This is a genomic window from Bdellovibrio bacteriovorus HD100 (assembly GCF_000196175.1).
Classification (GTDB): domain Bacteria; phylum Bdellovibrionota; class Bdellovibrionia; order Bdellovibrionales; family Bdellovibrionaceae; genus Bdellovibrio; species Bdellovibrio bacteriovorus.
On sequence record NC_005363.1, the window covers coordinates 879,229 to 904,730 of the forward strand.

General features: G+C 49.9%; 29 protein-coding genes and 1 tRNA gene. 18 read left to right on the plus strand and 12 right to left on the minus strand.

What is annotated here, in order from left to right; genetic code table 11:
- Positions 1–76: 76 nt before the first annotated feature.
- Together BD_RS04275 and BD_RS04280 are read left to right on the plus strand one after the other, a co-directional pair.
- On the plus strand, positions 77–1,336 hold the full coding sequence (locus BD_RS04275; RefSeq protein WP_011163470.1) for a JmjC domain-containing protein: 1,260 nt from the start codon (positions 77–79) through the stop codon (positions 1,334–1,336).
- 140 nt (positions 1,337–1,476) lie between these two features.
- Positions 1,477–2,484 carry a malate dehydrogenase gene (locus BD_RS04280; RefSeq protein WP_011163471.1) on the plus strand — a complete coding sequence of 336 codons (1,008 nt, stop codon included), beginning with the start codon at positions 1,477–1,479 and terminating at the stop codon, positions 2,482–2,484.
- Positions 2,485–2,569: 85 nt separating this feature from the next.
- Here the strand turns inward: BD_RS04280 and BD_RS04285 are convergent, their stop codons facing one another.
- Both BD_RS04285 and BD_RS04290 read right to left on the minus strand, forming a co-directional pair.
- The gene (locus tag BD_RS04285) at positions 2,570–3,208 is read right to left on the minus strand and encodes a hypothetical protein (RefSeq protein WP_041583472.1); all 639 of its coding nucleotides are present in this window, start codon (positions 3,206–3,208) and stop codon (positions 2,570–2,572) included.
- Positions 3,209–3,274: 66 nt separating this feature from the next.
- A complete protein-coding gene (locus tag BD_RS04290; RefSeq protein ID WP_041583473.1) occupies positions 3,275–4,024 on the minus strand; it encodes a type 1 glutamine amidotransferase domain-containing protein in 750 nt (249 codons plus the stop codon).
- A 179-nt stretch (positions 4,025–4,203) separates the two neighbouring features.
- Between BD_RS04290 and BD_RS04295 the strand changes: the two genes are divergently transcribed.
- Both BD_RS04295 and BD_RS04300 read left to right on the plus strand, forming a co-directional pair.
- Positions 4,204–5,124, plus strand: a complete 921-nt coding sequence (locus BD_RS04295) for a MerR family transcriptional regulator (RefSeq protein ID WP_041583474.1) — start codon at positions 4,204–4,206, stop codon at positions 5,122–5,124.
- A gap of 48 nt (positions 5,125–5,172) precedes the next feature.
- The gene (locus tag BD_RS04300; protein WP_011163475.1) at positions 5,173–6,708 is read left to right on the plus strand and encodes a methyl-accepting chemotaxis protein; all 1,536 of its coding nucleotides are present in this window, start codon (positions 5,173–5,175) and stop codon (positions 6,706–6,708) included.
- A gap of 6 nt (positions 6,709–6,714) precedes the next feature.
- On the opposite strand, the gene BD_RS04305 is transcribed toward BD_RS04300, so the two are convergent.
- The 4 genes from BD_RS04305 to BD_RS04320 form a co-directional block, all read right to left on the minus strand.
- Positions 6,715–7,758, minus strand: a complete 1,044-nt coding sequence (locus BD_RS04305; RefSeq protein WP_041583475.1) for a hypothetical protein — start codon at positions 7,756–7,758, stop codon at positions 6,715–6,717.
- 149 nt (positions 7,759–7,907) lie between these two features.
- On the minus strand, positions 7,908–8,651 hold the full coding sequence (locus tag BD_RS04310; RefSeq protein WP_011163477.1) for an endonuclease I family protein: 744 nt from the start codon (positions 8,649–8,651) through the stop codon (positions 7,908–7,910).
- Positions 8,652–8,761: 110 nt separating this feature from the next.
- Positions 8,762–8,953, minus strand: a complete 192-nt coding sequence (locus BD_RS04315; protein WP_048349704.1) for a hypothetical protein — start codon at positions 8,951–8,953, stop codon at positions 8,762–8,764.
- Positions 8,954–9,081: 128 nt separating this feature from the next.
- Positions 9,082–9,158, minus strand: a tRNA-Pro gene (locus BD_RS04320).
- Positions 9,159–9,240: 82 nt separating this feature from the next.
- Here BD_RS04320 and BD_RS04325 point away from each other — a divergent pair.
- Positions 9,241–9,903: a hypothetical protein gene (locus BD_RS04325; RefSeq protein ID WP_011163479.1), complete on the plus strand. Its 663-nt coding sequence runs from the start codon at positions 9,241–9,243 to the stop codon at positions 9,901–9,903.
- Here the strand turns inward: BD_RS04325 and BD_RS04330 are convergent.
- Positions 9,900–10,106 carry a hypothetical protein gene (locus BD_RS04330; protein WP_011163480.1) on the minus strand — a complete coding sequence of 69 codons (207 nt, stop codon included), beginning with the start codon at positions 10,104–10,106 and terminating at the stop codon, positions 9,900–9,902. The genes BD_RS04325 and BD_RS04330 overlap by 4 nt on opposite strands.
- A 145-nt stretch (positions 10,107–10,251) precedes the next feature.
- Between BD_RS04330 and BD_RS04335 the strand changes: the two genes are divergently transcribed.
- Entirely contained in the window at positions 10,252–10,644 is a 393-nt protein-coding gene (locus BD_RS04335; RefSeq protein WP_231839279.1) for a hypothetical protein, read from the plus strand.
- Positions 10,645–10,720: 76 nt separating this feature from the next.
- On the opposite strand, the gene rpsR is transcribed toward BD_RS04335, so the two are convergent.
- Positions 10,721–10,990: a 30S ribosomal protein S18 gene (gene rpsR / locus BD_RS04340; RefSeq protein WP_011163482.1), complete on the minus strand. Its 270-nt coding sequence runs from the start codon at positions 10,988–10,990 to the stop codon at positions 10,721–10,723.
- A 193-nt stretch (positions 10,991–11,183) separates the two neighbouring features.
- Here rpsR and rpmB point away from each other — a divergent pair, with 193 nt between their 5' ends.
- The 9 genes from rpmB (at position 11,184) to BD_RS04385 (ending at position 17,322) form a co-directional block, all read left to right on the plus strand.
- Positions 11,184–11,471 carry a 50S ribosomal protein L28 gene (rpmB, locus tag BD_RS04345; RefSeq protein WP_038450925.1) on the plus strand — a complete coding sequence of 96 codons (288 nt, stop codon included), beginning with the start codon at positions 11,184–11,186 and terminating at the stop codon, positions 11,469–11,471.
- A 15-nt stretch (positions 11,472–11,486) separates the two neighbouring features.
- Positions 11,487–11,747: a 50S ribosomal protein L24 gene (locus tag BD_RS04350; RefSeq protein WP_011163483.1), complete on the plus strand. Its 261-nt coding sequence runs from the start codon at positions 11,487–11,489 to the stop codon at positions 11,745–11,747.
- 193 nt (positions 11,748–11,940) lie between these two features.
- Positions 11,941–12,294, plus strand: coding sequence for a hypothetical protein (locus BD_RS04355; RefSeq protein ID WP_011163484.1), 354 nt, complete (start codon positions 11,941–11,943; stop codon positions 12,292–12,294).
- Positions 12,295–12,304: 10 nt separating this feature from the next.
- Positions 12,305–13,135, plus strand: coding sequence for a carbon-nitrogen hydrolase family protein (locus BD_RS04360; protein WP_011163485.1), 831 nt, complete (start codon positions 12,305–12,307; stop codon positions 13,133–13,135).
- A gap of 140 nt (positions 13,136–13,275) precedes the next feature.
- The gene (locus BD_RS04365) at positions 13,276–13,533 is read left to right on the plus strand and encodes a hypothetical protein (RefSeq protein ID WP_011163486.1); all 258 of its coding nucleotides are present in this window, start codon (positions 13,276–13,278) and stop codon (positions 13,531–13,533) included.
- Between the two features lie 51 nt (positions 13,534–13,584).
- Positions 13,585–15,321, plus strand: a complete 1,737-nt coding sequence (locus BD_RS04370) for an electron transfer flavoprotein-ubiquinone oxidoreductase (RefSeq protein WP_011163487.1) — start codon at positions 13,585–13,587, stop codon at positions 15,319–15,321.
- Between the two features lie 50 nt (positions 15,322–15,371).
- Positions 15,372–16,496 carry a THUMP domain-containing class I SAM-dependent RNA methyltransferase gene (locus BD_RS04375; RefSeq protein ID WP_011163488.1) on the plus strand — a complete coding sequence of 375 codons (1,125 nt, stop codon included), beginning with the start codon at positions 15,372–15,374 and terminating at the stop codon, positions 16,494–16,496.
- A 17-nt stretch (positions 16,497–16,513) separates the two neighbouring features.
- On the plus strand, positions 16,514–16,912 hold the full coding sequence (locus BD_RS04380; protein ID WP_011163489.1) for a hypothetical protein: 399 nt from the start codon (positions 16,514–16,516) through the stop codon (positions 16,910–16,912).
- A 38-nt stretch (positions 16,913–16,950) separates the two neighbouring features.
- Entirely contained in the window at positions 16,951–17,322 is a 372-nt protein-coding gene (locus BD_RS04385) for a hypothetical protein (RefSeq protein WP_011163490.1), read from the plus strand.
- 61 nt (positions 17,323–17,383) lie between these two features.
- Here the strand turns inward: BD_RS04385 and BD_RS04390 are convergent, their stop codons facing one another.
- Positions 17,384–17,749, minus strand: coding sequence for a hypothetical protein (locus BD_RS04390; protein ID WP_011163491.1), 366 nt, complete (start codon positions 17,747–17,749; stop codon positions 17,384–17,386).
- Positions 17,750–17,764: 15 nt separating this feature from the next.
- On the minus strand, positions 17,765–18,811 hold the full coding sequence (lpxD, locus tag BD_RS04395; protein ID WP_041583476.1) for a UDP-3-O-(3-hydroxymyristoyl)glucosamine N-acyltransferase: 1,047 nt from the start codon (positions 18,809–18,811) through the stop codon (positions 17,765–17,767).
- Between the two features lie 126 nt (positions 18,812–18,937).
- Here lpxD and BD_RS04400 point away from each other — a divergent pair, with 126 nt between their 5' ends.
- The 3 genes from BD_RS04400 to BD_RS04410 all read left to right on the plus strand — a co-directional run bounded on the left by BD_RS04400 (position 18,938) and on the right by BD_RS04410 (position 22,247).
- Positions 18,938–19,555, plus strand: a complete 618-nt coding sequence (locus BD_RS04400) for a hypothetical protein (protein WP_011163493.1) — start codon at positions 18,938–18,940, stop codon at positions 19,553–19,555.
- Positions 19,556–19,638: 83 nt separating this feature from the next.
- Positions 19,639–19,857: a translation initiation factor IF-1 gene (gene infA / locus BD_RS04405; protein WP_011163494.1), complete on the plus strand. Its 219-nt coding sequence runs from the start codon at positions 19,639–19,641 to the stop codon at positions 19,855–19,857.
- Between the two features lie 47 nt (positions 19,858–19,904).
- Positions 19,905–22,247 carry a helix-hairpin-helix domain-containing protein gene (locus BD_RS04410; RefSeq protein ID WP_011163495.1) on the plus strand — a complete coding sequence of 781 codons (2,343 nt, stop codon included), beginning with the start codon at positions 19,905–19,907 and terminating at the stop codon, positions 22,245–22,247.
- 195 nt (positions 22,248–22,442) lie between these two features.
- On the opposite strand, the gene BD_RS04415 is transcribed toward BD_RS04410, so the two are convergent.
- Positions 22,443–23,804 (minus strand): hypothetical protein, encoded by a 1,362-nt coding sequence (locus BD_RS04415; protein ID WP_011163497.1) that lies wholly within the window; start codon positions 23,802–23,804, stop codon positions 22,443–22,445.
- Positions 23,805–23,807: 3 nt separating this feature from the next.
- Positions 23,808–25,364 carry a hypothetical protein gene (locus BD_RS04420; protein ID WP_231839280.1) on the minus strand — a complete coding sequence of 519 codons (1,557 nt, stop codon included), beginning with the start codon at positions 25,362–25,364 and terminating at the stop codon, positions 23,808–23,810.
- Positions 25,365–25,502 lie beyond the last annotated feature (138 nt).

A 25,502-nucleotide genomic window follows, 5' to 3' on the forward strand; every position in this document is an offset into this window, starting at 1 on the left:
GGACCTTCTATTTGACTCCCAGATCAATCTCAACGACTCTGGCGCCTTCAAATTCGCTCTTAAAACGGAGTATTCCATGGCGCAAAAAAAGGGCTCCCCCAAGGCTGCATCCACCGTGCTTGATCAGAAGTTCTGGCAGAACTTCGCCAAGAACCATTGGGAGAAAAAGCCCCTGGTCGCCCGCAATGTGAAATCCGGCCTGCTGGAGATGACGGATGCCGAGATCTTTGAGCTGTTGGTGGCCTACAGTGACCGTTGCCGTGAAATGAATGACCCCGAAGGTTTGAAGTTCTTCATTGATGGCGCGAAAGCCGACCCGGAAGAAGTTTTAGAGTTGCTGCCGGAAAAGTCCGACAAGTCCTTGTTGGGCTATCACAAACGCATGAACGCCCAGTTCCCGGATTACTGTCTGGTCTGCGATGAGCTTTTGCAGGTGAATCTGAAAAAGCAGCATCTGTTGCAGGACTTTACCGACGATCTTTTCCGTCATGTGGGTTTTCCGAATCGTTTTTCTGAAATCGGTCTTTATCTGGGGAACTATCGCAAGACTCCGTTCGGGGTTCATGTGGATTCCTGTGGGGTGTTCAGCTTTCCGGTCGCCGGGGTGAAAAGATTCCGTCTGTGGCCCGCAGCTTATGGGGATGAACATCCTGAGCTGGATCGCACGTTCAACTATGAAAAGCACAAGAAGCATTCCCAGTTGGTCGAAGTCGGTCCGGGGGACATGACCTACTGGCCGTCGTCAGAGTGGCACATCGCCGAGTCTGACGGTTCTTTCAGTGCGACCTGGAGCTTGGGCGTGTGGGTGGATCAGACTCACGGGGATATGTTTGGATCTGCATTGAAAGATTTGGTTGATACGAAGCTGGGGTCTGCCCGACTGAAGGTCACAACGCCGTTTAAGGCTTTGCATGACAAGTCGGGTGAAGTCGGGGAGCTGCCAAAGATCTATCAGGATTCGCTTAAAGCGCTGAAGTCGCTGAGTGCTGCCGAACTTGAAGAGGCGTTCTTGAAATCCTGGATGAAGCACATCTCGCTTCAAGGATTTAAGACCGTGCCTGTGTCCGCGGTGAAGGTCACAGCAAAATCGCGTTTGCAGCTTCGCAGTGTTCGCTCGCCCGTGTTGTGGCAGCAGAGTACCGGGAACAAAAAAGCTTTCAGTTTGAGTTATGGTGGGGTTTTGGTTCAGAGCTCTTCTGCGGGACTTTTGAAGATGGTGAAGGACTTGAATGCCGGGAAGGTGTGTGTGCCGGTTCAGTACCTGAAGATTCAGGGGGCGAAGCGGGACCTTGGCATGTTGCAAGAGCTGGCGGATGCTGGGGCGTTTCATGCCTGACGCTGCGGGGGCAGGACACAAAAGTGGTCCTGTTGCCCATAAAACAGGCATATTTTCCCGATTTTCCCATGACAGAGGCTTTCAGCGGGTTTAAATTCTTCGGGATAGCTAAATCGACAATCTTTGAAAGGAACCAGCTTATGAAAGCTCCTGTTCGTGTAGCAGTTACCGGCGCTGCCGGCCAAATCGGTTATGCACTTCTTTTCCGTATCGCCAGCGGTGCGATGTTGGGTGCAGACCAACCAGTGATCCTTCAACTTCTAGAGATCCCAGACGAAAAAGCTCAAAAAGCGCTAAAGGGCGTGATGATGGAGCTTGAGGACTGCGCGTTCCCTCTATTGCACTCTATGATCGCTACGGGTGATCCTGCAGTTGCATTCAAAGACGCTGATGTGGCCCTTCTAGTTGGTGCACGTCCTCGTGGCCCAGGTATGGAGCGTAAAGATCTTCTGACTGCAAACGGTCAGATCTTCACTGTACAAGGTGAAGCGATCGGTAAATACGCTAATCCAAATGTAAAAGTTTTGGTTGTTGGTAACCCAGCAAACACAAACGCCTACATCGCGATGAAATCTGCGATGAAACACGGCCGCGTAAAAGCGAAAAACTTCACAGCAATGCTTCGTTTGGACCACAACCGTGCATTGTCTCAGTTGGCGACCAAAACCGGCAAACCAGTTGCTTCTTTCAAAAAAGTGGCAGTATGGGGTAACCACAGCCCAACGATGTACCCGGATGTTCGTTTCGCAACAGCTGATGGCGCAAAAGTTCCTGAGTTGTTGAAACTGGGCACGGCTGAAGGTGATGCTTGGAACAAAGACACGTTCATCCCGACAGTGGGTAAACGTGGTGCTGCGATCATCGAGGCTCGTGGTTTGTCTTCTGCAGCTTCTGCGGCTTCCGCAGCTGTGGATCACATCCGTGACTGGTGGTTGGGCACAAATGGCGAGTGGGTTACTATGGGTATCCCTTCTGATGGTTCTTATGACATCCCAGAAGGCATCATGTACGGCTTCCCAGTGACTTGCAAAAACGGCGAATACGAGATCGTAAAAGGTCTTGAGATCGACGCATTCTCTCGCGAGAAAATGAACAACACACTGAAAGAATTGAACGAAGAAAAAGACGCTGTTGCTTCTATGCTTTAATTCTTAATTCAAATATTGAATTGAAAAAGGCCGGTGAAAACCGGCCTTTTTTTATTCTTAATCAGAGTACTGGGGTTCGACTCTTTTATTTTCCGAAGTTGAACGGTTCAGGCTCGCCGATCTCGGTGGTGGGCCATGGTGAAGACCAGTCCATCTCGGCCAGTTTCTTTTTGCCGGCTTTCAGAACCATTTTTACCTTGTTCACCCCTTTAAAGAACTTTTTATCGGTGCACAGGCGAAGCTGAGTTCGGCCGACGAGTGGCCTTTGTTGTCCGGTTTTTAAATCCAGAATGGGTGTGGCAACGGCGGTAAGTGTGTTGGAGGCCTTCTTGCCATTCACCAGCAGATCGGCACTCCAGACAGTTTTAGAGTATTCTTTTTGCTCTTTGGATTTGACGTCACCTTGAAGGCAGATATGACCATTGATGGGGTGAATCCCGTCGTCTTTATCGAACTGAGTTCCCGTTTTCCTGGCCAGATTTTCATGGACTGGAATTGAGACCTCAGGCAACTGCAAATGCACATTGATGGTCAGTTCGTCACTGCCCAGAAGAACGACCTTTGACTTATTAAGAGCGGCATCGCGTTGTTTGTCTTGTGGGGTGCTTTTGTAACCAACAAAAAAGCCAGTGGGCGGAGCTGCGGATGGTTTGGCAGCTTTTTGTGCGCAGGCGGCTGTCAGAGATACGGTCAAGGTTACAAGAAATCGCGAGATGTTGTTCATGGAATTTAGTTTAGTAGAGGTTTCAGCTTTTGCAAGTCCGGCTGGTTTTGTCCCCAAAGGCAAATGTCATCGGAGCATCTTCATAAAGGCATTCGCGAACACATGAGCATCTCCAGGCCAGCGGGCGGAAAGATAGGTCCCATCTTGGACAACAAACCCATGACCGAGGTTCGACGAACTGTCTCTGAACAGAGGTGTCGGGCCTTTTAAAAAATGTTTCGGCGAAGCCAGCGCAGCCGTCACTTCGCTTTCGACTGTTTGGGGATAGGTTCGATAGTAGTTCCCCATCCAAGTGCAAGTCAGAACCCAGGCCGCCATTTCCTGAGAGGCCAGAAGGGCGGTGGTTTTTCGACCATAAAGGACACTTCGCCCATCTGGGCGTTGGCTTCTGGCGGCCAGGACAACTCCGTGGCAAATGGCGCCGACGGGTTTGTTTATTTCAAAAAAATGGCTGACTGTTTTTTGCAGCAGCGATGATTCAAGATACTCTTTCATTCCCTGTGCATGGCCACCGGGCAGCAGCAGCCCCTGGAACTGATCTGGAGATATTTCGTCCCATTTTATGGGGTGATGAAACTCGTCGGCTTGGGTCAGTTCTTGATATGCTTTCAGGGCATTTTTATCGGCGGCAAGAAGCGGTGCCAGCGGGCCAAGGCGGGAGCCAGTCAACATGTGTTGATCGCAAACGGCTTCACTTCCGGTGGGGGTTGCAAAGACAACTTTCACTTGGCTGTCATTCAGGACTTTCCAGGGAATGGCCACCTCGGTCGGGTCGAAGTCTTGGCTGGGCAGAGGGATCAATACTTTCTTTTGCATATCGTAGCCTAAGGGCTCCATTTGCAGCAGTCACGAAGCAAGTGACTCAGTCACCCGGTCCTTTGTCTAGTATTGAGAATCTTATGGCAACAAAGCGATTAGATTTCATAATTTTTGATTAAAAAAAATCTATCCGAAGCTATCATGAATTAATCAAAACATCCGATAAGGTGATTAACATGGTAATCTCTGATGCGCTTCTAGACATTGATCAGGTCAACCAACTCACGGGGCTTTCCCAAGCGACTCTTCGTAATTGGGAAAAACGTTATGGGTTTCCCAAGCCTCAGCGCTCGGAGGGGGGACATCGCCTTTACCATGTGGAAGAGGTCCAAAAGATACGTGAAGTGGTGAGCCTGTGCAAGAACGGGATCAAGATACTAGAGGCCATCGAGAGGGTTTTAAAAGGAACTTCACCCGTATCAGATACGGCCGTTGCCATATCGCAGCCGACTTCACCCGTTTTTGTGGAGCCTCTGAATGAGGGGATTAGTCAGGTCTTAAAGGCTCTTTATAAATACGATATGGATCTGGCTGAGCAGTATCTTTCCCGTCTTGGTATGCGCTTAAGCGAGACGGATCTGTTGGAGATGGTCTATCCAAAACTTCTTATGAAGGTTGGAGAAGATTGGGAAAACTCGCGTATTAATATCGCGCAGGAACACTTCAGCTGGAACTTCCTGCGCACTCGTTTGTTGAACTATTTTAAATCCAACAGAGTTGGTGTGAATCAACCCAAAGTACTATTGACGACTCCGCCGGGCGAGTTGCACGAGGGTGGGTTGATTGTTCTCGCGGCTTACCTAATGCTGAAGGGCTGGCAGGTTTATTACCTCGGGGTGAATTTGCCTATGGATGACTTGCTTCATGCGTATGAAGGCATTGAGCCTGACATTGTCTGTTTGTCAGCTATTGAGTCGGAAAACATTGAAAAAAACTGGAATGAACTTGAAAAAATGAAGTGCGTCGTGGTGGGTGGCCCATGCCTGGCCGAGCTGAGGGTGCAGGAACTTCCTGAATCAAAGCATATTTCTTTGGTTGGTGGCAATCTGCATTCGGCGGTCGCGCAAATGGAGCTGTTGTTACATTCAGCCACGTAGTTTTTAATTCGAATAGTTTTTATTTGTACTTTTCAAAGGAGCGTCAAAATGGGGTCGAATTTTAGTTTAAAAGGCAGACTTTTACTTCTTGGTGCTTTCATGTCCGCTATTCCGGTGCTGGTTGGAGGTTTTGCATTCTACGGGATGCGAGAAGTCGCAAGCAGTTATGAGAAAGTTACCGACGGAGTGCTTCCCAATATTGAGTCCGCGGATCAGATGTACATGAATTTTCGCGGTGTCAGAATCAGTTTGCGAAGCTTGGGTTTGCCGGGGCTGACGACAGAACAAGAAGCTGACTTTATCAAAGATGTCGAAGCCAATATTGCCGAGTATGAAGTGCACAAACAGCAATATCTGCGTGTGAACTTTAAGAAAGGCGAGCGGGAGCTCTATGAAAAGGTCGATGCTGCGTGGTTGGCATTTAAAGATCTTGGTGGGAAAGTCGTTCAGTATTCCCGCACTGGTAAGCCAGAAGACCGTGCAAAGATGCTGGAAATATTCCTATATGACTGTCCCAAAGCGGCTAAAGTCTATGACGACGCCATGACAAAGCTTGTGGCTTTCCAAAGAGCCAGCGGCGTTCAGTACGTGAAAGAGGCCCGATCGACAACGAGAACCACAGATGGAAGCATGGCGATAATTATCGCCCTGGGAATGATCGCAGGAGTCACTATAAGTGTGATGTTTGCTCTGTCTCTTTCAAAATCAATTTCAGCCGTATCAGGGGATCTTGCTGAGGGGGCAAGTAATGTGACGGACGCTGCTGGACATATTGCACATTCCTCTCAATCTTTGTCTCAGGCAGCTTTGCAACAGGCGTCCTCGTTGGAAGAGACCGTGGCGACGATGGAGGAGCTGACGGCCATGGTTCGCGTTAATTCGGAAAACGCCAAGCAGGCAGCTTCTCTGGCATCATCAACCCGAGAGACGGCCATTAAAGGCGAAAAAGAGATCATAACGCTGATTCAGTCCATCCAGAGCATCTCATCGGATTCTAAAAAGATCGCGGAGATCACTTCAGTAATTGACGATATTGCCTTTCAAACGAATCTGTTGGCCTTGAATGCGGCTGTGGAGGCCGCTCGGGCTGGCGAACAGGGAAAAGGCTTTGCAGTTGTGGCAGAGGCTGTGCGCAGTCTGGCGCATCGAAGTGCTGAGTCTGCAAAGAGCATCGCATCCCTGATTGATGACAGTGTTAAGAAGATCGATGCGGGCAGCCGACAAGCCAATCAGGGCGGTGAGGTTCTGGCGGAAATCGTAAATGCAGTTAAAAAAGTTGCGGATCTTAACACGGAAATTGCGACGGCCAGTGAAGAGCAATCCCATGGCATTGCCCAAATCGGTAAAGCAATGAATCAGCTGGATCAGATCACCCAGCAGAATGCTGCGGCCTCAGAGGAAGCGGCAGCCGCAGCGGAACAGCTTTCTGCGGAGGCTGAATCTTTGCTGGGGAATGTGCGTGTTCTTAAAAAGGTTGTATCCGGCAAATCCGATCAGGCAGAGTCCGCGGCCGCGTCAGAGGGAACTGATGAGGTCCTGAAGGCCCAAGCGCTGCCGAAAAAACGCACTTTGCGTGCCGCCTGATCCGGCTTACCACACCCATGTCAGCTTTTTGTTTTGGTGGGCGATCAGCAGGTTCAGCATATAGATGCAATCCCAACCATTGGCGCGCTTCCAAGTTTGTTCGGAAGAGTCCCGCTGCCATTGCCAGTCCGTGTGATCGTTGGGGCCTGTTGGAGCCTGCACCGGACATCGTTGCAGAACTTTCGCGATAACCTCTGGGGACGATCCTTTATCCAGGAATTCAAACAAAGGATTACCGGGGTCTTTTCTTTCCAGTGCTTTCACTGTGTGACGAATACGGGATTTGGCCGTGGCAGAGTGCTGATAGTAACCTAGCAGCCGGTGAAAAAGGACACTTGATGCTTTCAAGTGAAGAGGATAGCCCTTTTCGGCAAACAGAATTTCCAGTTCGTTGAGAAGGCTTTTGTGATCAGCGCGCGCACCGTAGATCTTTTTCCACAGGCGGGAGTCTTCACCCAGAGTGCGTTTGGCATCGCTTTCCATGCCCAGTGCGCTGAGCACCAAATAGGTCAGATTCAAAGTTGAGCCACGCATATGGCAGGAGGAAAACATTCCTTTGCCGTCGTCGCACATATTGTTGCCTTTTTCCTGCTCCAGGTATTTAAGCCAGGACATCATGGCGCGCCGGGCTTTTTCGTTTTTTTCCGGCTCGCGTGTCAGAAGTCCGTAAGAGATCATATAGGCTACGATTCCTCGGAACTGATCGCGACTGAAGCTGCTGCCTTCAAAGTCCGTGTCCACATGCATGGGGCCGCGCCACCAGCGGCCATCGTGCCCCTGGGAAAGTTCGATATCGCGGCAGCGGGCCTCGCTGGTGACAGAGTCTCCGGCCAGTGTGGCAGCCATACAGCTGAGCCCGGCAAAAATCATCAGATCCCCATGGTCACAGTGAGTTTTGGTGGATGAAAACGTTCCCTGCCAAGGATTCTCGCGACAGAGGGACACCCAAGGGCGGATCTGCTCGCGGCGTTCGGTCAGCTGGTTGATGACTGGATTGGCGACAGCTGTTGAACTTACAAGGATCAATAAGGCAGACAGGACAGACTTCATAGAGGCCTCCGACACTTCGATATGAAGCCAGAGTCATGCCATGCTGAAAGTCGATCGTTTGTTGTATGGGGTGTGGCTACTGCATAAGCCCTGCACAGAGGGGCAATATGGGGCGATCGCGTATTCCGCGATCGCTGGCGAGTCTAGGACTAAAATTTAGAGATTTGATCAACGTATTCTGGGTGATCAATGAATGGATTGCGATTGCCTTGAATTCTTTCAATGGCATTGTTGCGCTCCACTTCCGCCTGATCCACGGGATCAAGTTTGTTCCAGCGGCGCAGGGTAGCTTCCTGTACAGCTGGGATTGGGAAGTCATAGCGAACCGCGAAGTAGAAGATCGCTCTGGCAACATTGCCTTTGTGTTTTACAGGTGGTTCAAACACCAGCTCACGGTCGCTGCCGCTGCCCAGTTTGGATTCTGTGTCGATGTCATGTCTTTCTTCATCAAAACACTTTGGCATGTTTTTAATTGTGCCCACGTCCCCAAATGCGAAATTGCCGCGCATGGAATTGGCTCTGGAATCAGACGGGTAAAGGTGGTGCAGGTCTGCTTTGCCGACATTGAAATAGTGTCGTCCTTTGAACCAGGATTGAGCGACTGTGTGTTCAACGTTGATGATCGTGGAAGCAGGTTCTTTTCCTGGGCCGACGCCGTTTCCTAGATGGGTTTTGCCATAAGGTGTGGAGCAATAAACTTCATCGATTGCATAAGAGCCGTCGGTCATTCGGATCAGAGCGACGTTGCCAAGCAGTTCTACTTGGGCTTTGTCGTAAGAAATTGGATCGTGCTTGGAAGTGACTTCTTTTTTAAGATCGCCGCGAAGATCGGCTTTGGCTGCGATTGAAGTTAAAAGAAGTACAGATGACAAAAATAATAATGAACGGCCCACAGTTCCCCCCTTGTAGACATTTCACGAGTATCAAAGGGGTTTTAGTGTTTCAATCATGAAAGGTGGGATGTCTAGGTGCGGCTGATTTTAAAAACGAATTCCTGACAAAACTATTTGTTCTTAAAAATCTCATCAATATTGGCGTGAAGTTTCGCCGTCAGGCTCTCCATCAGAGCGCTGGTGAAATCCTCAAGGGTCTCAGCGGATTCAAAACTTTCCTCAAGCAGCTCAGCTTCGGCGGTGAGTTGCTCAGAAGTATCGGCCGACAAGGTTTGATCTTTTGGATTGTGAGACTGAGACATAATGACTCCTGAAACAAAAAAAGCCTTTTGAATCACTTCAAAAGGCTTTATAAAAAACTTTAGGAACTACTTCGGCAAAGCCGAAGTGTAGACAACCATTTTTCCCAGCCAAAGGCTGGAGAGAAAAATGGTCGGGGAGATAGGATTCGAACCTACGACCCTCTGGTCCCAAACCAGATGCGCTACCAGACTGCGCTACTCCCCGACAGAGAAAGAAAACTACATAATCCCTAGGCCTCTTGTCAAACTACTAGATTCTAACGCGTAATATTAGTACCCTTTTTTTCATGGAAAACTTTCTGAACTCTTTGCCGAAGCCTGTTCTTGCCATTTTGGTCCTGGTGGTTGCCATCATTGCCTTCATGATCATGAGCCCGCCTCATTCAGTTTGTGACACCCAGGCTGAAGCTTTCAAGGAGTTGCAAAAAGGCAACATCTTCCCCACTGACTACAAGAAATCGAAGATTCCGCCGACCATCGTGCGCGCCAAAGAGGCCTGTCAGCTGGGGAACAGTGCGGGGTCCTGCTATGAGTACTTCACGATCCTGCGCGAGGTGGCCGACGCCGTCGGTAAGTCCTCGGCCGAATGTACCTCCCAGTTGTATGGGATTAATGAAGTTCGTTCCAACTTGAATGATGGGATTGAATTGATGGCGCGTTTGGCCTGGGGAACCAAGCCTCCGGAAATGGGGCTTGAGCGTTTTGGATGGATGCAAGATGCCGAGATCGCGATCTTCTGTCGTTTGAAGAACATCTATACTCGGGCTAACGGGGAAGAGGCGTGGACGAACTTCCGCAAAAAAGTTTATGAAAAATTCCCGGGCGAAGAACTGCCGCCTTCCGCTGATCCGGCTCTGGTGGCTGTCGAGCCTCGCAAGGCCACGCAAGTTCTTTCAGAGCAGGACATCTGGAATCGCAGTTTGTTCTCGGTCCGTTGCGAGGTCTATTAAAGCGACACCACCTCCAGGGATTTCCAGCGAGGTTTTTTGTCGCGGTATTCAAGTCGTCCATACATAGCGAACTTTTCGTCCTGGGTGTTCTGAAGCAGATATCCCAGGACTTGGATCTTTTGCAGGCTCCATTCTGCCGGGTTCAGGCCAAAAGATTTCAGTTCGGTTTGCAGTTTCAAAAGTCTTAATTCGTTGGTTTCCATTGAAGCCCCCTTAAAAGGTTTCGTTGTTCGGATAACCCCAATTGCAAGGTGGTTGCCGGACAGTTCGGCCTTCAAATCAAAATAAAAGGGTGCTGGGCAAGCTTCCCCCTTGAGTTGTCTGCGGGGGTGGACTAGCGTCTTGGATATGAGACGAAATGCTTTTCTCGGATATTTAATAGCGGAAGTGATTGTGATCCTGGCTGTGATGGCCTTGTTCCGGGGCATCCCGGATCGCCAGATCGCGGCCACCTTGGCGGGGGTTCTATTTGTGGCGCTGCCTGTCATTATGATGGTTTTGGAGTACCGCCGGGCGGAGCTCAGCCAGTTTGTCTGGTTTGTGGTGGTTATGCAGTTCTGGACCCTGTTCGCCCTACCTATATTAGGTATCAGGTTGATGAACTGGGGCGTGCCGTTTGAGCAGCTGTCTTTTATTGGAATTCCCGGGCCGGTGCTGCATCAGTGGTCGAGTAAAAGTTACATGCTGATGATGGCGGCGACGGTCTGGAGCTGGTGGAAAGTCAATCGGGAGAAGGCCTAAGACGCAAAAAAGCCGGTTTTCACACCGGCTTTTTTGTCTTCCCAATCAGGAAATCACTACTCTTGTTCGTTTCGGATTAGATCTCGAAAGGAACTGGAGAAATTGCTTCTGCTCTGTGGAATGTATCGTAAGAGTCAGAACCAGATGGCAATAGAGCCAAGTTACGGGATTTCTTAACTGCTGCAGCTACTCTTTTTTGTTGAGCAACGGAGAGTTTAGAGATTCTGGATGGAGTGATTTTACCACCGTCACCGATGAAACGAGTCAAAGATGCTGGATCTTTGTAATCGAATACGTGGTCACCAGAGAATTCCTGACGGTATTTGCTACGAGTTGTCTTTTTCATTACTGTCCTCTTTCGATTTCCTGTTGGTTAGCGAGTTCTTGTGTATACGAGAAAAAACAGTTGCCATCAAGTGTCTTTTTACTTTATATGGTTGTTTCTTGTTTTTCGCGCCAATAGGCGCCAACCCAGACTTGTAGCTAGTTTTAAGGCATCCGAAGGGGTGCCCTATGTAAGAGAGCCAGAGGAGCTTAGAATGAGCAAATGTGAAGTAACCGGAAAAGGCCCAGTTGTTAAAAACTTGGTATCCCACTCCAACATTAAAACAAAATCGACTGCTCTACCAAATGTTCAGAAAAAACGCATCTTTAGCCGCGTTTTGAACCAAATGGTAAGACTTCAAATCGCAGCTAGTGCTATCCGTGATATGGAGCACGTAGGTGGTTTTGATAACTACATCCTTAATCAAGACGACTCCAAGCTTTCTAAAAGAGCTTTGACCGTTAAGATGAGAATCAAAAAGAAAATTTCTTCTAAGAACTAATTAAGGTTGGCCACAATGAAATTGAAAATCAAAAAAGGCGCGACAGTACAAGTTATCACAGGCTCTGACAAAGGTAAGAAGGGCACTGTTATCGCTGTAGACGCTAACGCTATGAAAATCCAAGTTCAAGGTGTGAAAGTACAAACACACTACGACAAAAAAGACGGTCTTTTGAAAAAAGAAGGCTTCATCGACTACTCCAACGTGAAGTTGGTTGAAGCTGCTTCTAAAGAGAAGAAGACTTCTAAAAAGGCTACTAAGTCTAAGTCCGCTTAGTCTTAAAGTCCGGTTCCGTCCACACTCCGGCTTCGCCGGAGTAAAGGTCAACCGGGCAAAGTTTGCCTAAGACAAAGTCTAAATTTGGTCCTTAAGGCGATCTCTTCGTTTTAGTCTCTTACATAGCTGCGTAAAATCTAAGTTGGGTTTAGAAACATTAATTTCGCCCCACTTGTTAAAAGAGGAGAGCAGCTTGAAACAGGACCAAATCTCTAAAGCAAAAAACATAAAAGCACTGTTGTCGGCGACGATCACGGTGCTTTTTTTTTCGTCCTTCAGTCACGCGGCTGAGCTAGGGGAGTCTCTTGTTCTGTGCAAGCATAACAAGACGGTTCGTACATTGCGTGTTGAAATCGGTACTGATCAAATCTGCCGCGCGATCTACACGAAGCAAGGTGTGGATGAAACCATTGGCTCTGGTCAGAATCATCAGTCCTGTCATGACTTCGTAACCAATGTCAGAAAAAATCTGGAAGAAGCCAAATGGAGCTGCCGCGAAGTGAAAGAAGCACGCACTTCCAATGTTCTGATTAACAGCGAAGATTAAGAGGTTCCTGATGAGTTCAGAGTTGGTTGTCGCAGCAGTGCAAATGACTTCGGTCGATGATGTAACTACCAACTTGGCTCAGATGGAGGAACTCTTAAAAGAGGCCTTCAACGGCGCGCAACCGCGCTTTGTTTCCTTCCCTGAAAACTGTCTGTATTTGCGCTTGAAAGAGGGCGAAAAGATCGAGGGGCTTACTCTCAGTCACCCGGCCTTTGCGCGTCTTTCCGAGCTGGCCAAACACTACAATACTTATCTGCATCTGGGTTCGATCCCTCTTTATCTGGAGGGGCATCTTTACAATTCCTCGGCGCTGATCACTCCGGAAGGGGAGGTACAGCCCACGTATCAGAAAATGCATCTGTTCGACATTCAGCTGGATGGTCAGGCCCCTTTGCGTGAATCCGATGTGTTTCGCCACGGGCAAACCCCGAATGTGATCGATATCGACGGCTGGAAGGTGGGCGAGGCGATCTGCTATGATGTGCGTTTTGCCGAACTGTTTTCGCAGTACGCCCGTCGTGAAGTGGATGTGATTTTACTTCCGGCGGCGTTCCTGGTGAAGACCGGCGAGGCGCACTGGGAAATTCTGCTGCGGGCCCGTGCGATTGAGAATCAGTCTTATGTGATTGCCGCCGCTCAAGGGGGCACCCACACGGGTCTTCGTGGTGGCACCCGGGAAACCTATGGCCACAGCCTGATCATAGACCCTTGGGGGGCCGTTGTAGGCCAAGTTGAAAAGCGCCAGCCTGGGGTTACGATCTCTAAATTCACACGCGAACGGATCGATTCTGTTCGACGCCAAATACCGATGAAGTTCCACCGCCGCCTTCCCGTAGGTTAGGTGTTTACCCCCTCGAAAAACATGGGCTGGGCCGCGCCAGAGTTCTGGACTGAAAACCAGAATTCCTGCACTATTTCTAATGACAACTTTCTCAGTTAGCTTTTAATATGCGCGCCAAGCGCGGAAGACAGGAGCGGGTTATGATCCGAGTTTTCTTATGTTTGTTTCTGCTATCCTCAGTAGGTGTTTCATTTGCGCACGCGCAAGACGCCACGGGAATTCAGACGGAGCCTCAGTACGATGAGGCCCGTGAAGCAGAGATTGCGATGAAGGCCAAGAAGCGTCTTTATCCTGGCGGACGGGATGAAGAGGATCTGAAGGTTCAGTCCCAATTGGCCACTCCGGCGCGCAAGCTGGCTCCGCAGGCGGAAGTCAAAGACGAGCCGATGGAAGAGTAGGGGCTCCAGCCCCGGGTTTTGAGTTTTTGTATTGAATTGAATGGAGAGAATATGTCTGTATACGATCAACTGCCAGAAGGTGTAACACGCGAAACGATGGACGTGGATGTCCTGATCGTCGGTGGTGGTTCCGCGGGCTTGTCCTGCGCTTTGCATCTGCAAAATCAAATTCAAAAACACAACGAAGACGTTGCTGCCGGTAAAAAACAGGGCGAGCAAATTCCGGAACAGATGATCGTTGTTCTGGAAAAAGCTTCTGAAGTGGGCGCGCACAGTTTCTCGGGTGCGGTTTTGAACCCGAAAGCATTGACTGAGCTTATTCCTAATTTCAAAGAAGAAGGCTGCCCGATTGACTCTGAAGTCAAAAAGGATGCGGTTTACTATCTGGGTTCTGACTTCTCTTTCAAACTGCCAATCACTCCTCCGCCGTTCCACAATGAAGGCAATTACATTGTCTCTTTGAGCAAGTTCAACCGCTGGTTGGGCACCAAGTGTGAAGAAAAAGGCATCAACATCTTCCCGGGCTTTGCTGCGGTGGAAGCGTTGTATGAAGGCGATAAAATCGTCGGCGTTCGCACCGGTGACAAAGGCCGCGACAAACACGGCAATCCAAAGGCGAACTTCGAGCCGGGTCTGATTCTGAAATCCAAAGTCGTGATCTTTGCCGAAGGGACTCGTGGTTCCCTGTTCCGTCAGGTTGAAAAGAAATTGGACCTGCGCGCCGGCAAAAACAAAGAAGTCTTCGAAGAAGGCGTGAAGGAAATCATCCAGATGCCTCCGGGCACGGTGGAAGCTGGCCAGGTTATCCATACCATGGGCTTCCCGCTGTCCAAATCCATCGGTGGGACTTTCATTTACACCATCCCAGGGGACAAGATCATCGTGGGTCTGGTGGCTTACTTAGACACCCAGGATCCATTGCTGGATCCACACCGTGAACTGCAAAAACTGAAAACTCATCCGTTCCTGCAAAGCATGCTTAAAGGCGGTAAAGTCATCGCTTACGGCGGTAAGACCCTGCCTGCGGGTGGCTGGTATTCCATGCCGAAGCTGTACGGTAACGGCTTTATGGTCTGCGGTGACTCTGCCAGCATGGTGGACGTGCAGAAGCTAAAGGGTATCCACTTGGCGATGAAATCCGGCATGCAGGCGGCGGAAGCCGTTGTTGACGGTTTGATCAAAGGTGGTGATTTCTCTGAGGAAGTGACCAAGGGGTATTCCGACCGTATTGAAGCGGGTTATGTAAAAACCGAGCTTTATCGTGTTCGTAACTTCCACCAGGCGCTCAGCAAAGGGATGGTGGAAAGCATGCCTCTGTTGGCCCTTCAGGAGCTGACCGGCGGCCGTGGTCTGCAGGATCCAATGCCGATTGACCATATCGACGCTGAAACCACTGAAAAAGTCCTGGATATCTGGGGTCCTTATGGCCTGGATCACGAGGACAACAAGCTCCCTAAAGCCGACGGGGAGCTGTTCTTTGATAAGCTTTCCAGCGTTTACCTGACCGGGACCATGCACGACGAGGATTCCCCAAACCACCTTATTTTGAAGGATGGGGATATCTGCCGTACCGTATGTGAGCCTCAGTACAAATCACCATGTAATCATTTCTGCCCGGCGGCGGTTTATGAGATGGTGCCGTCTACAAAAGAGGCAGGCAAGAAGGACTTACAAATCAATTATACGAACTGTATTCACTGCAAAACTTGTGATATTAAGTGCCCATTCGAAAATATCGAGTGGACCGTTCCTGAAGGGGGCGGTGGACCACAATACCGCGAAACATAGGAAGCCTGGCGTTGGGACTGGGCTTTCTTAACAAAGGAAAGGTCAGTCTCATGCCTCAGTTTTTTGCCTCCACAGCCCGTGGACTTGTTGAACCCCTGGAACTAGAATTAAAAGAGCTTGGCCTGAAGGTCACAGACCGCTACATCGGTGGTGTGTTCTTCGAAAGCAACTGGGAAGGCTGCTATAAAGCGAACCTGCATTCCCGTTTGGCCAGCCGTATTTTGAAGCCTGTCCTGGATTTCACGGCTTATCAGCCGGAAGAGCTGTACAGTCAGATTCTTCGTCACGATTTCACCAAATACATCAAGCCGACTCAGACGATCTCCATCGACGCCAGCGTCAATGAATCCAAAATGCGTGATCAGCGTTTTGTAGCGATGAAAGTCAAAGACGCTATCGTGGATCAATTCCGCGAAAAGTTTGGTGTGCGCCCGGATGTGGATAACACCAACCCGGACCTGCGTATTCACGTGCGCGCGATCAAAAATCAATTCAATGTGGCCATCGACACGTCCGGTGACAGCTTGTTCAAGCGTGGTTATCGCAAAGAAGTCGGCGAAGCTCCATTGAAAGAAAACCTGGCAGCGGGTCTGCTGCGTTTGTCCGAGTGGGACCGCCAAAGCCCGCTGGTGGATTTCATGTGCGGTTCTGGAACTTTCCTGATTGAGGCGGCGATGATGTCCATGAACATCGCTCCGGGTATCAACCGCAAAGGTTTTGGTTTCCAGAACTGGTTGAACTATGAAGAAGAAACCTGGGAAAAAGTGATCCAGGAAGCCATGGATGCAGAAAAAGAGGAACTTGATTTCAAGTTCTATGGCTTTGATATCGACAAACGCGTTTTGATGAACGCGAAAGACAACGCCAAACGTGCCGGTGTTGATGAAGTTATCGAATTCAAAAAAGAATCTGTGGCGACAGTGGAGCCTCCAGTTGAAAAAGGTCTGATCATCGTGAATCCGCCGTATGGCGCGCGTATCGGTGATGAAGACAACTTGCGTGACGTGTACCGTGATCTGAGCTTCACCATGAAGCACAGATTCAAAGGCTGGGATGCGTGGATCCTTTCCGGCAACAAAGAGCTGATTGCGGATTTGAAGTTGAAATCCACACGCAAGCACTTTGTGTTCAATGGAAACATTGAGTGCCGCTTCCTGAAATATTCTATGTTCTAGTGAAAAACGGGGGATATATGAAGCTGCTTTTGGCTATGACAATGATGCTTTTGCCGGTTTCGGCGATGGCGGGTTTGACTTCAAAGGATGTCTTTCAAAAGATCGACTGCCGTCTTATTAATGACGGCGTGGTGCTGAAGGAACATTCCGAATATATGATGAACATTCGCACGGACCTGGGATATGCGAAGTTTTCGCAGATCCAGTTCGGGGATGAGGCGATGAAGATTCAGTATCAGCTTTTCATTGAGGATGACATCAATGGGGTGATCCCGGAATCGCTGATCTTTTTGCAGAACCTGATGATTGGTGAAACGGAATCCTCTGTTGAGATTTCGGGCCAGAAGGTCAGCTGGGTGAAGTCGACATTGAAAGGTTTTGCCGTTCAGTGTGACTTGGCTGAGCCGGTTCAGTAGTTGATTTGATTTTTAGAATGTTTTTGATGGAGATGAAGATGAAAAAGTTGATGTTGGCATTGGCAGCACCCTTGTTGTTCTCTGTTCCTTCCTTGGCCGCCAAGAAGTTTTCCTGCCAGGGGCTGACCGAGGAGCAGGTTCCGGTATCTATCACTGTGACCGTTGATGTGAACGACTATGCCGAAGTGACATTTTCCAGTGCAGACTTTGAAAACACCTGGATTGGTGAAAACACGCGTTTGTACCGCACTATCGGTGGCATGACCAAGCTGACAACAGCTTACGGCAGCCGGGCTGAATACTTCGTGAAGCTGGAAGTGGCTGACGATGGGCAGGGCACTCTGGAGTATGAAGAGAACGATTCCGGTTGGGAGTACTTCGCTTCCGCCCGCGTTCGGTGCACACGCTAAGACAAATAAAAAAACCGAGGCTTTGAACCTCGGTTTTTTTGTTTTTGGTTATGTGGTCCGATTAGAACGGCTTGTTGATCGCAAAGATCGATGCCGTGGTTCCCAGAACCAAAAGCAGGATGGCAATCGGCCAGCCGATATAGCCTTTTCTTTTCACCAAAGAAACAGCCAGACCCAAAAGCATCCAGATGATCAGCTTGCCGTACAACCAGCCCGGCATTGCGGCCATGATGCCGAGTTTCGCCATCATTCCAAAACCACCGATCAACAGCAGCATCAAACCCAGCCCGTGAGTCACAAAGGTCATGATGCGAGCCTGTTTGGTTAAAGTCACTTTGGCATAACTTGCCACCAGCAGACCGCCCAATCCGAAGAACAGGGTCATCAAACCCAGGAAGTGCATGATTTTATAAAACTGATATGTCATTGAGGGATCTCCTTGTTATTCGTCTTTCAGGCCCAGGTGTTTAATCACGCGGGATACGTCTTTGCGCAGGCGCGTGAGGTGGGTTTTATTGGTCAGGGTTTTCAGGGCGTCACGCAGTGGTTCCAGCGGATAGCCGCCGTACTGGCCTGGTTCGGTCAGGTTGTATGTGACAGCGCCACGACCAGCGATCACAATGCGGTCGCCGACAGTGATGTGGTCCGAAATCGCCACTTCGCCGCCGAACATGCAGTTGTTTCCGATTTTGCTGGATCCGGCGATGCTGAATTTCGCCGCCATCACATTGTTTTCCCCAATGATCACATTGTGGGCGATATGACAGAAGTTATCCATTTTGGTGCCATTGCCGATGCGGGTTTCGGTCAAAGCAGCGCGGTCGATGGCGCAGTTTGCCCCCAGCTCCACGTTGTTGCCAATAATCACGCGGCCGATTTGCGGGATTTTTTTCTGAGAGCCGTCTTTTTGCATGGCAAAAGCAAACCCGTCAGAACCAATGGTGGTGTGCGGATGGATTTCGCAATGAGATCCCAGAACGCAGTGGGACCCGACAAAGACATGGGGATGTAAAAGGGTGTGGTCGCCGATTTCAGCGTGGGATTCCACCACGGTGTGAGCACCGATGGTTGCCCCGTCGCCAATCTTGGCATGTTCGCCGATAACCACATAAGGACCCAGGCCGACGTTTTTACCCAAGTGGGCGGTTTCGTGAACGACCGCTGTCGGGTGGATTTTTGTCGCCTGATTGAAGCGGTTCATCTTCCCATCAAACAACGGAAGGATCGCGGCCATGCCCAGCTGGACAGAACCCGCGGTGAAGAATGCAGCCTTGCTGTCCGTCGGAACGGTCAGGGATTTGTGAGCCACGATGATCGGGGCCTGGGCGCTGATCGCCAGGGCCAGTTGATCCGGCTTGGACACAAAGACCAGGCTTTCTGAATCGCACTGTTCAGGGGGAAGGACCTTCGAAGCCACGGCGGAAAGTGGGCCGGAGACGAAGTTCAGATCGGATGAATTTAACTCTTTAATGACTTCTGCTGTGATCATAGTGATGCCTCGCGCTAACACTTTACTATTATTTTTTTGATGTCAAGACACTGGGTGATAGTATAAAGCTGCTTATATAGACACTTTTTGATTCTTTCTCACCTTTAATTTTGGAGAGGAAACGCGATGGCAAAAAAGGCAGCGAAAAAGGAAGCACCTGCGGCAAAGAAAACGGCGAAGCCTGTGGCGAAGAAAGCCCCGGCTAAGGCAGCCCCTGCGAAGGCGGCAAAACCTGCCAAGCCGGCTGCGAAACCTTCTGCGAAGCCTGCGGCGAAAGCGGCTCCCAAACCAGTTGCAAAACCGGCGAAGGAAGTAAAGGCAGCCAAAGCTCCTGTTAAAAAAGAAGCTCCCGCTCCGGCAAAACCAGTCAAAGCTGAAAAAGCAGCACCTGCTCCGAAAGCAGCAAAAGCTGAAAAAGCTCCGAAGGCGGAAAAGCCTGAGCGAAAATTGAAGCTGGTTGAAGAAGCTCCGGCGGTTGAAGCTGAAGCTCCAAAAAAAGAGAAAAAAGTCAAAATCGATAAAACCGGAATGTCTGATGATCAGGTGAAATGGCACGAACTTCACGAGAAGTACAAAGCCATGAAAGCCCCGAACTACAGCATCTCTGGCCAGTTTGAGGCGAAAACTCCACTGCAGCACAAAATTTTCGGCTGGGGTTTCATTCTTTCCAATGAATACGATCGTTTGGAAGTCCTTTTTGAGGACGGAAAACGCATGCTGATCAGCAATAGAAAGCTGTCTTAAGTAAGTCCAAAACTCATGTTTCGGGGGGCGATGGGCAGAAAACTATTGCAAGGCCCCGGAAACTGACCTAGAAATTTATCTGCATGGCAAAAGACGATTTGGTACAAATTGACGGAAAAGTGATCGACGCCCTGGCGGGTGGTCTATACAAAATTGAACTTGATAATAAAGTTATCATTAACGCAAAGCTTTGCGGAAAAATGAGACGCTTTAATATCCGCGTGGTTGTTGGTGACCGTGTGAGCGTAGGGGTTTCTCCTTACGACCCATCTCATGGCTTGATCCAATTCCGTCATAAATAATACCGATTTAATTCCTTCTAACATTTCCAATTAAATCTAGAGGTTCTATGGATCAGGCTCTTCAGAGTTATTTGGCTCGTATTGCTCCCACCGTTTCCGCAAAGTCAGCACAGGCTGTGATCGAACTTGCGGCTGAAGGGGCAACCGTTCCGTTCATCGCACGTTACCGTAAAGAGAAAACCGGCAATTTGGACGAGGTCCAAATCCGCGCGGTTATCGAAGGTCACGAAACTTACAACGAAATCGTCAAACGTAAGGCGTTCCTGATTAAAGAAATCGGCGAACAAAACAACCTGACGGCAGAAATCCAGAAGCGTATCGAGCTTTCCTGGGATCTGGGCGAGTTGGAAGAAATCTACAAACCATTCAAAAAGAAAAAGAAAACCAAGGCGACCATCGCACGCGAAGCGGGTCTGGAGCCTTTGGCAAACTGGATCTGGGATATGGGCCATGGCACGATCAAAGACGATCAGACCATGGAGATGAAGGCGAAAAACTTCCTCAATCCAACTGCAAAAATCGCAACCTACGAAGAAGCGCTTAAAGGCGCTCAGGACATCATCGTCGAGAAAATCGCCAATGATGCGGAACTTCGTGCGATGGTGGCGAAAAACTACAACGACAGCGGTCGTGTGGTGGCCAAAGCAGCCAAAGGCTACAAAGCAAACTCCAAGTACGAAATGTACAAGGAATTTGAAGAGCCGGTTAAGAATCTGATGGATGCGAAAAACAATCACCGCTATCTGGCGATGAGACGTGGCTGGCAGGAAGAAGAGCTGACCGTTGACGTAAAAGGCGACGACGAAGCTATTTTGAAATCCTATGAAAACTTCGCAACATCCACTCCGGACAATGCGATCGGCGACTACCTGAAACAGTGTGCTCGTCTGGCATTGAACGTTTACGTTCTTCCATCTGTTGTGAACGAAGTTCACCGTCAGTTGAAAGAAAAAGCGGATCAGGATGCGATCACGGTCTTTGCTGAAAACGTGCGTAAGCTTTTGCTGGCGTCCCCGTACGGACCAAAATGTGTATTGGGCGTGGATCCTGGTTTGAGAACAGGCTGTAAAGTGGCTCTGATCGACAAATCCGGCGCATTCATTTCTCACACGGTTCTTTACACTTTGGGTGACGATGCTGACAGAAAAGCAAAAGTTCTGTTCGGCGACGTGATGAAGCAGATCCAGATCGAGGCGATTGCTGTCGGTAACGGAACTGCCGGTCGTGAGACTGAGGCCTTCCTGAAGAAAGTCCTGAAAGATCTGGGTAAAAACATCCCGGTTGTGATGGTTTCTGAGTCCGGAGCTTCCGTGTACTCGGCTTCTGAAGTAGCTCGTGAAGAATTCCCGGATCTGGATGTGACTGTAAAAGGGGCGATCTCTATCGCGCGCCGTTTGCAGGATCCGTTGGCAGAGCTGGTTAAAGTTGATCCTAAATCCATCGGCGTTGGTCAGTACCAGCACGATGTGAATCAGTCCCAGTTGAAGAAATCCCTGGAAGCAGTGGTCGAGTCCTGCGTGAATAACGTGGGTGTGGACGTGAATACGGCTTCAGCAGCGCTTCTTTCCCATGTGGCGGGTATCGGCCCGGCCTTGGCGAAAGGGATCGTTGAAGCTCGTAAGAAATCCCTGTTCAACGACCGTACTGAGCTTTTGAAAGTTCCTAAGTTCTCTGCAAAAGTTTTCGAACAGGCAGCAGGTTTCTTGAGAATCCCACAAAGCAAACAGGTTCTGGATTCCACAGGTATTCACCCTGAGCGTTACCAGGCGGTGACGGACATGGCGAAGGACCTGGGTGTGTCTTTGACTGACGTTATCGGCGAAGGCGCAAAAAAACTGGTTTCCCAAAGATCCAAATGGGCTCAACTGGTGGGTGAGTTCACCTTTGATGACATCGTAAAAGAACTGGAAAAACCAGGCCGCGATCCGCGTGATCCGTTCAAAGTATTCCAGTTCCGTGATGACATCATGGAAGTGAAGGATCTGACTGAAGGTATGATCTGCCCGGGTATCGTGACGAATGTGACCAACTTCGGTGCGTTCGTGGACATTGGTGTTCACCAGGATGGTCTGGTGCATATCTCTGCATTGTCTCACAAGTTCGTGGATGACCCTCGTAAAGTGGTAAACCCAGGTGACCATGTGACAGTGAAGGTTCTGAAAGTGGATGTGGTTAAAAACCAGATCTCTTTGACGATGAAGATGGACGATGCTCCGGAGGCTTCTGCACCTCGTGGTGAAAGACGTCCGGAAAACCGTGGTGCTTCCCGCCCAATGGGTCAGGGTCAGCGTCCGCCGGCGGGCAAACCAGCTCAGGCTCCAATGAAACCTGCAAACCCGTTCAACAACCCGTTTGCAGCTTTGATGAATGTTCCGACAAATAAGAAATAATAAGGAGAACTAAAATGGCAGCAAAAGGTAAATCCAGAAAAGGTATCCGTCACAGAAAAAAACGCATCTTGACCAAGAAGCGCATGTACAAAGCGAAAATCCGCAAGTAATTCGCTTTCCAGTTTGAAAATAAAAAACCCACAACTTTAACCGGTTGTGGGTTTTGTTTTTTAGGGGGCTTTGAGGTCCGGGTTTTTAAGGCTTTGTGGTCTGAGCCGCCTTTTGCAGCAGCAGCAGATCCTTGTATGTGAAGATGCGGTCTTCGCGGGTCGTCTTTAAGTCATGGTCAGTGACGTTCGCATAGGAAGCCGCAAAAATGCTGGCACCCAGGTCCTTGCCTTTCATTTCAATCGTGCGGGAGGCAAAGCGGATGCTGCCTTCACGAAGTGCTGTCAGGCTGGTGAAACGGGCCGCCGCCACCGTGGGAAGGTTCGACAGCGTGGCCACCAGACTTGTTTCAATCGCAAGCAATGTGTTGCCCACGCTCTGTCCAGCAAAGAACAAAGCCAAAGTCGAATACATCACGCGGGCCTCGGACGTCTTCAAAGCCGTGTGGCTTTGTGCTCCGGTCAACCACAGGGCAAAGTTGTCACGCATGCGGTGATAGTCATCATACAGCTGTTTGCCAGTGATGGCGGCGGCGGTGCCTCCGCAGGCCAAGGATACCGGCCACGCCTGCAGGACTGCGGCTACCAAAGAACAAGTGGATAGAGCCGCCAGTTTGATGCTTGGCGAGTTTCTTTCAATCCAGGCTTTCAGGCCCACAGCGTGTTTTTGCTGGCGCAGCAGGTTTTCGATGATGGCTTTGTTCTGCGGACTCTCTTCCACAATACTTTTTACGATCGGCTCATACACCAGGAAGCTTTCCAGAGGGTTTTTCTGGGTGTCGTAAAGCTCGCCCAGGGCCTTGTTCACACGCTCGATGTATTTACCCAAGGCCACGGCGATCTCTTGATCGGGGGCTTTGTCCGTTTTCATGTAAATCACGAACGGCACCTGGTGAATGATCAGCAGAGCCTGCATGTTGTAAAACTGTTTTGCGGTGGAAAGCTCATTTTGGATGATATAGCCTTCCATGTTCACATACGGACTTTTGGGTTTGTCCTTGAACATCTCGGCGGCTTTATCGGCCATCGCCCGGTAGTCGTCCTGATACAGACGGCGGATCAGTTTCATTTCGGTCTGGTCTTTGTCAAAGCGGGTTTCATACTGCACAAAAGGCAGTGTCATGCCGATGCGGGCGGCAGAGCCTGAATTCATCAGGCTTTGTGCATTGGCCAGGCCCACCAGCAGTCGGTATTCCTCGGACTTTTGTTTGATGGCGTTGCGGATCAGCGGCAGCTTTTCTTTCACATCCGGATCGCACAGGGTGATAAAGGCAAAACAGCGGCGCAGTTTTTCGGCCTCCAGCTTTTGTCTTTCCACCAGCTCGATGGTTTTGGTTTTAATATCGGTCAAGACGGCTTCTTCCGCCGCCGAGAAGGACGGGGAGGTGGCGGCTTTTGCCGAGGCCGAAGTGACCAGTAACAGGCTCAATAATAATACAGAAACGTTCATGGCTTATATTTCCTCAAAGAAGGGAAGCGGAAGGCCGTCTTTGCCCTCCGTAGTTCCCATCAGTTTTAGTTTTGGTATTTTAATTTTATTGCGATCCTTGATGGTGACCTTCAGGAAGGTCCATTCACCACCGCTCCAATGATAGCCGCCGCGGAAAAGACTGGTGTTGAGGCCCGGAATCTGACGCATCCACTGACGCAAAGGCATTTGCGTTCCGTTTTTGGTCATGACCATGCTGTCAGATCCAAAGCCGCCGTATTCCTGACCCGTGTAAATATAGATTTCCCCCTTATTCGAGAGGGACTGCACGTAGCGGTTTAAAACAACATCCGGAGCAAAGGCGGACATGAAGTCCCCGTGATAGTCGGTGATCAGTTTCACGTCCTGGATGTCCTTCAGCAGATTGGAGTCTGACATCGCGGTGTAGTTGATCTTGTCGGTGTTGATGCGTGAAGATCTCCAGCGGATGAACTTCTGGGCCAGGCCGACAAAGACTTTGGTGTCGCTGTAGTCATAGTCCTTGTTTTTCATGCCGGCAAAAACCTGGGCACCGACCTCACTGGAGTTCACCCAGCGGTCGCTGCGCTTCAGCCCTTTGATGCTGGCGATCAGCGGATGGCGAAGTTCGCCTCCGCGGAAAGCGTCCAGGAACTGGGAGGCGCTGATGGTTTTGGCGTGCTCCCGGAAGGTGGCCCGGGCTTTTTCCTGCAAAGAAGCGTGTGAGGTCAGGCCATTGTTGGCGACTTCTTTAAAGGTCATCACCGGCGGCGCCCCTTCTTTGAAGTGCACCATTTCAACTGCGGGAACATTTACTTCAGAATCTTTTTTGGTGATTTTAACAGTCCACATCTCATAGTGGGTGCCGTCGTCCTCTTTTTTGGTTTTTACCAGTTCGGTGTGAATGCCTGGCAGGGTCTCAAGCCATTGTCCCAGATTCAAAACTTCGCCTTTGGCCGTGATGACTTTATTGGCTTGGCCGTAAAGCTCGTGGCGCGCCCCCAGGAAGATATAGATCTCGCCGTCGGGTTTCAGATTGTTCAGGTATTTTTGCATCACCTGGTGAGGCTGGCCCGAATAGGCCAAGGGTCCAAAGACATCGGTGATCAGATCGCTTTTGGCGATCTCTTTGTCGGCAATGGTTTCAAGGAAACGGCCGGAAATCACATTCAGGCGTTCGGCGGATTTGGCCGAAGTCTCATAAGCCACGACCGTAGAGCGCAGGTTCTGGCCTTCGGGCAGCTGCAGGGCCTGGCGGACAGCGAAGGCGTGGCCAGCTCCCGAATCAAACCAGTGGCCATCCTGCTTTTGCAGAACGCGGGAAAGGGATTGGGCAAAGTCCTTGCCCAGAACAATCTTGTAAGTTTCAAGACCACGACCTTTGGTGAAAAGCTGCTCGTATTTAGTCAGGTTTTCAAAGGCGCGGGGATCGTTTTTCTCGGCCTTGGCAAAAGTGAATATGCCTTCACAACGGGCCGCAACAGACGCCTGTGCCGCAAAAGGCAGCGCCATTGTCAAAAGGCTCGACAAGCTCAAGACGGCTAGCGTTGTTTTAATGCTCATAATCACTCCTGCGTCAGAGGTATTTCAAGCATCGTTCCATTTGGCCCCATAATATCGAAGGGATCAAAAGGTGATACCGGATCATTTCTTCGGGGCTCTGACGCGACCTCCGGGGATTTCCCCTTGGGAGGGGGGAGG

Excerpts from the sequence above, each read along its gene's own strand:
- BD_RS04365 (WP_011163486.1), top strand. The coding sequence starts at position 13,276 with ATGATCCGAGTTTTCTTATGTTTGTTTCTGCTATCCTCAGTAGGTGTT.
- BD_RS04385 (WP_011163490.1), top strand. The coding sequence starts at position 16,951 with ATGAAAAAGTTGATGTTGGCATTGGCAGCACCCTTGTTGTTCTCTGTT.
- BD_RS04380 (WP_011163489.1), top strand. The coding sequence starts at position 16,514 with ATGAAGCTGCTTTTGGCTATGACAATGATGCTTTTGCCGGTTTCGGCG.
- BD_RS04285 (WP_041583472.1), bottom strand. The coding sequence starts at position 3,208 with ATGAACAACATCTCGCGATTTCTTGTAACCTTGACCGTATCTCTGACA.
- BD_RS04420 (WP_231839280.1), bottom strand. The coding sequence starts at position 25,364 with ATGAGCATTAAAACAACGCTAGCCGTCTTGAGCTTGTCGAGCCTTTTG.
- rpmB (WP_038450925.1), top strand. The coding sequence starts at position 11,184 with ATGAGCAAATGTGAAGTAACCGGAAAAGGCCCAGTTGTTAAAAACTTG.
- BD_RS04370 (WP_011163487.1), top strand. The coding sequence starts at position 13,585 with ATGTCTGTATACGATCAACTGCCAGAAGGTGTAACACGCGAAACGATG.
- rpsR (WP_011163482.1), bottom strand. The coding sequence starts at position 10,990 with ATGAAAAAGACAACTCGTAGCAAATACCGTCAGGAATTCTCTGGTGAC.
- BD_RS04295 (WP_041583474.1), top strand. The coding sequence starts at position 4,204 with ATGGTAATCTCTGATGCGCTTCTAGACATTGATCAGGTCAACCAACTC.
- BD_RS04305 (WP_041583475.1), bottom strand. The coding sequence starts at position 7,758 with ATGAAGTCTGTCCTGTCTGCCTTATTGATCCTTGTAAGTTCAACAGCT.
- BD_RS04290 (WP_041583473.1), bottom strand. The coding sequence starts at position 4,024 with ATGCAAAAGAAAGTATTGATCCCTCTGCCCAGCCAAGACTTCGACCCG.
- infA (WP_011163494.1), top strand. The coding sequence starts at position 19,639 with ATGGCAAAAGACGATTTGGTACAAATTGACGGAAAAGTGATCGACGCC.
- BD_RS04375 (WP_011163488.1), top strand. The coding sequence starts at position 15,372 with ATGCCTCAGTTTTTTGCCTCCACAGCCCGTGGACTTGTTGAACCCCTG.
- lpxD (WP_041583476.1), bottom strand. The coding sequence starts at position 18,811 with ATGATCACAGCAGAAGTCATTAAAGAGTTAAATTCATCCGATCTGAAC.
- BD_RS04325 (WP_011163479.1), top strand. The coding sequence starts at position 9,241 with ATGGAAAACTTTCTGAACTCTTTGCCGAAGCCTGTTCTTGCCATTTTG.
- BD_RS04415 (WP_011163497.1), bottom strand. The coding sequence starts at position 23,804 with ATGAACGTTTCTGTATTATTATTGAGCCTGTTACTGGTCACTTCGGCC.
- BD_RS04330 (WP_011163480.1), bottom strand. The coding sequence starts at position 10,106 with ATGGAAACCAACGAATTAAGACTTTTGAAACTGCAAACCGAACTGAAA.
- BD_RS04390 (WP_011163491.1), bottom strand. The coding sequence starts at position 17,749 with ATGACATATCAGTTTTATAAAATCATGCACTTCCTGGGTTTGATGACC.
- BD_RS04335 (WP_231839279.1), top strand. The coding sequence starts at position 10,252 with ATGAGACGAAATGCTTTTCTCGGATATTTAATAGCGGAAGTGATTGTG.
- BD_RS04400 (WP_011163493.1), top strand. The coding sequence starts at position 18,938 with ATGGCAAAAAAGGCAGCGAAAAAGGAAGCACCTGCGGCAAAGAAAACG.
- BD_RS04315 (WP_048349704.1), bottom strand. The coding sequence starts at position 8,953 with ATGTCTCAGTCTCACAATCCAAAAGATCAAACCTTGTCGGCCGATACT.
- BD_RS04360 (WP_011163485.1), top strand. The coding sequence starts at position 12,305 with ATGAGTTCAGAGTTGGTTGTCGCAGCAGTGCAAATGACTTCGGTCGAT.
- BD_RS04275 (WP_011163470.1), top strand. The coding sequence starts at position 77 with ATGGCGCAAAAAAAGGGCTCCCCCAAGGCTGCATCCACCGTGCTTGAT.
- BD_RS04410 (WP_011163495.1), top strand. The coding sequence starts at position 19,905 with ATGGATCAGGCTCTTCAGAGTTATTTGGCTCGTATTGCTCCCACCGTT.
- BD_RS04280 (WP_011163471.1), top strand. The coding sequence starts at position 1,477 with ATGAAAGCTCCTGTTCGTGTAGCAGTTACCGGCGCTGCCGGCCAAATC.
- BD_RS04350 (WP_011163483.1), top strand. The coding sequence starts at position 11,487 with ATGAAATTGAAAATCAAAAAAGGCGCGACAGTACAAGTTATCACAGGC.
- BD_RS04300 (WP_011163475.1), top strand. The coding sequence starts at position 5,173 with ATGGGGTCGAATTTTAGTTTAAAAGGCAGACTTTTACTTCTTGGTGCT.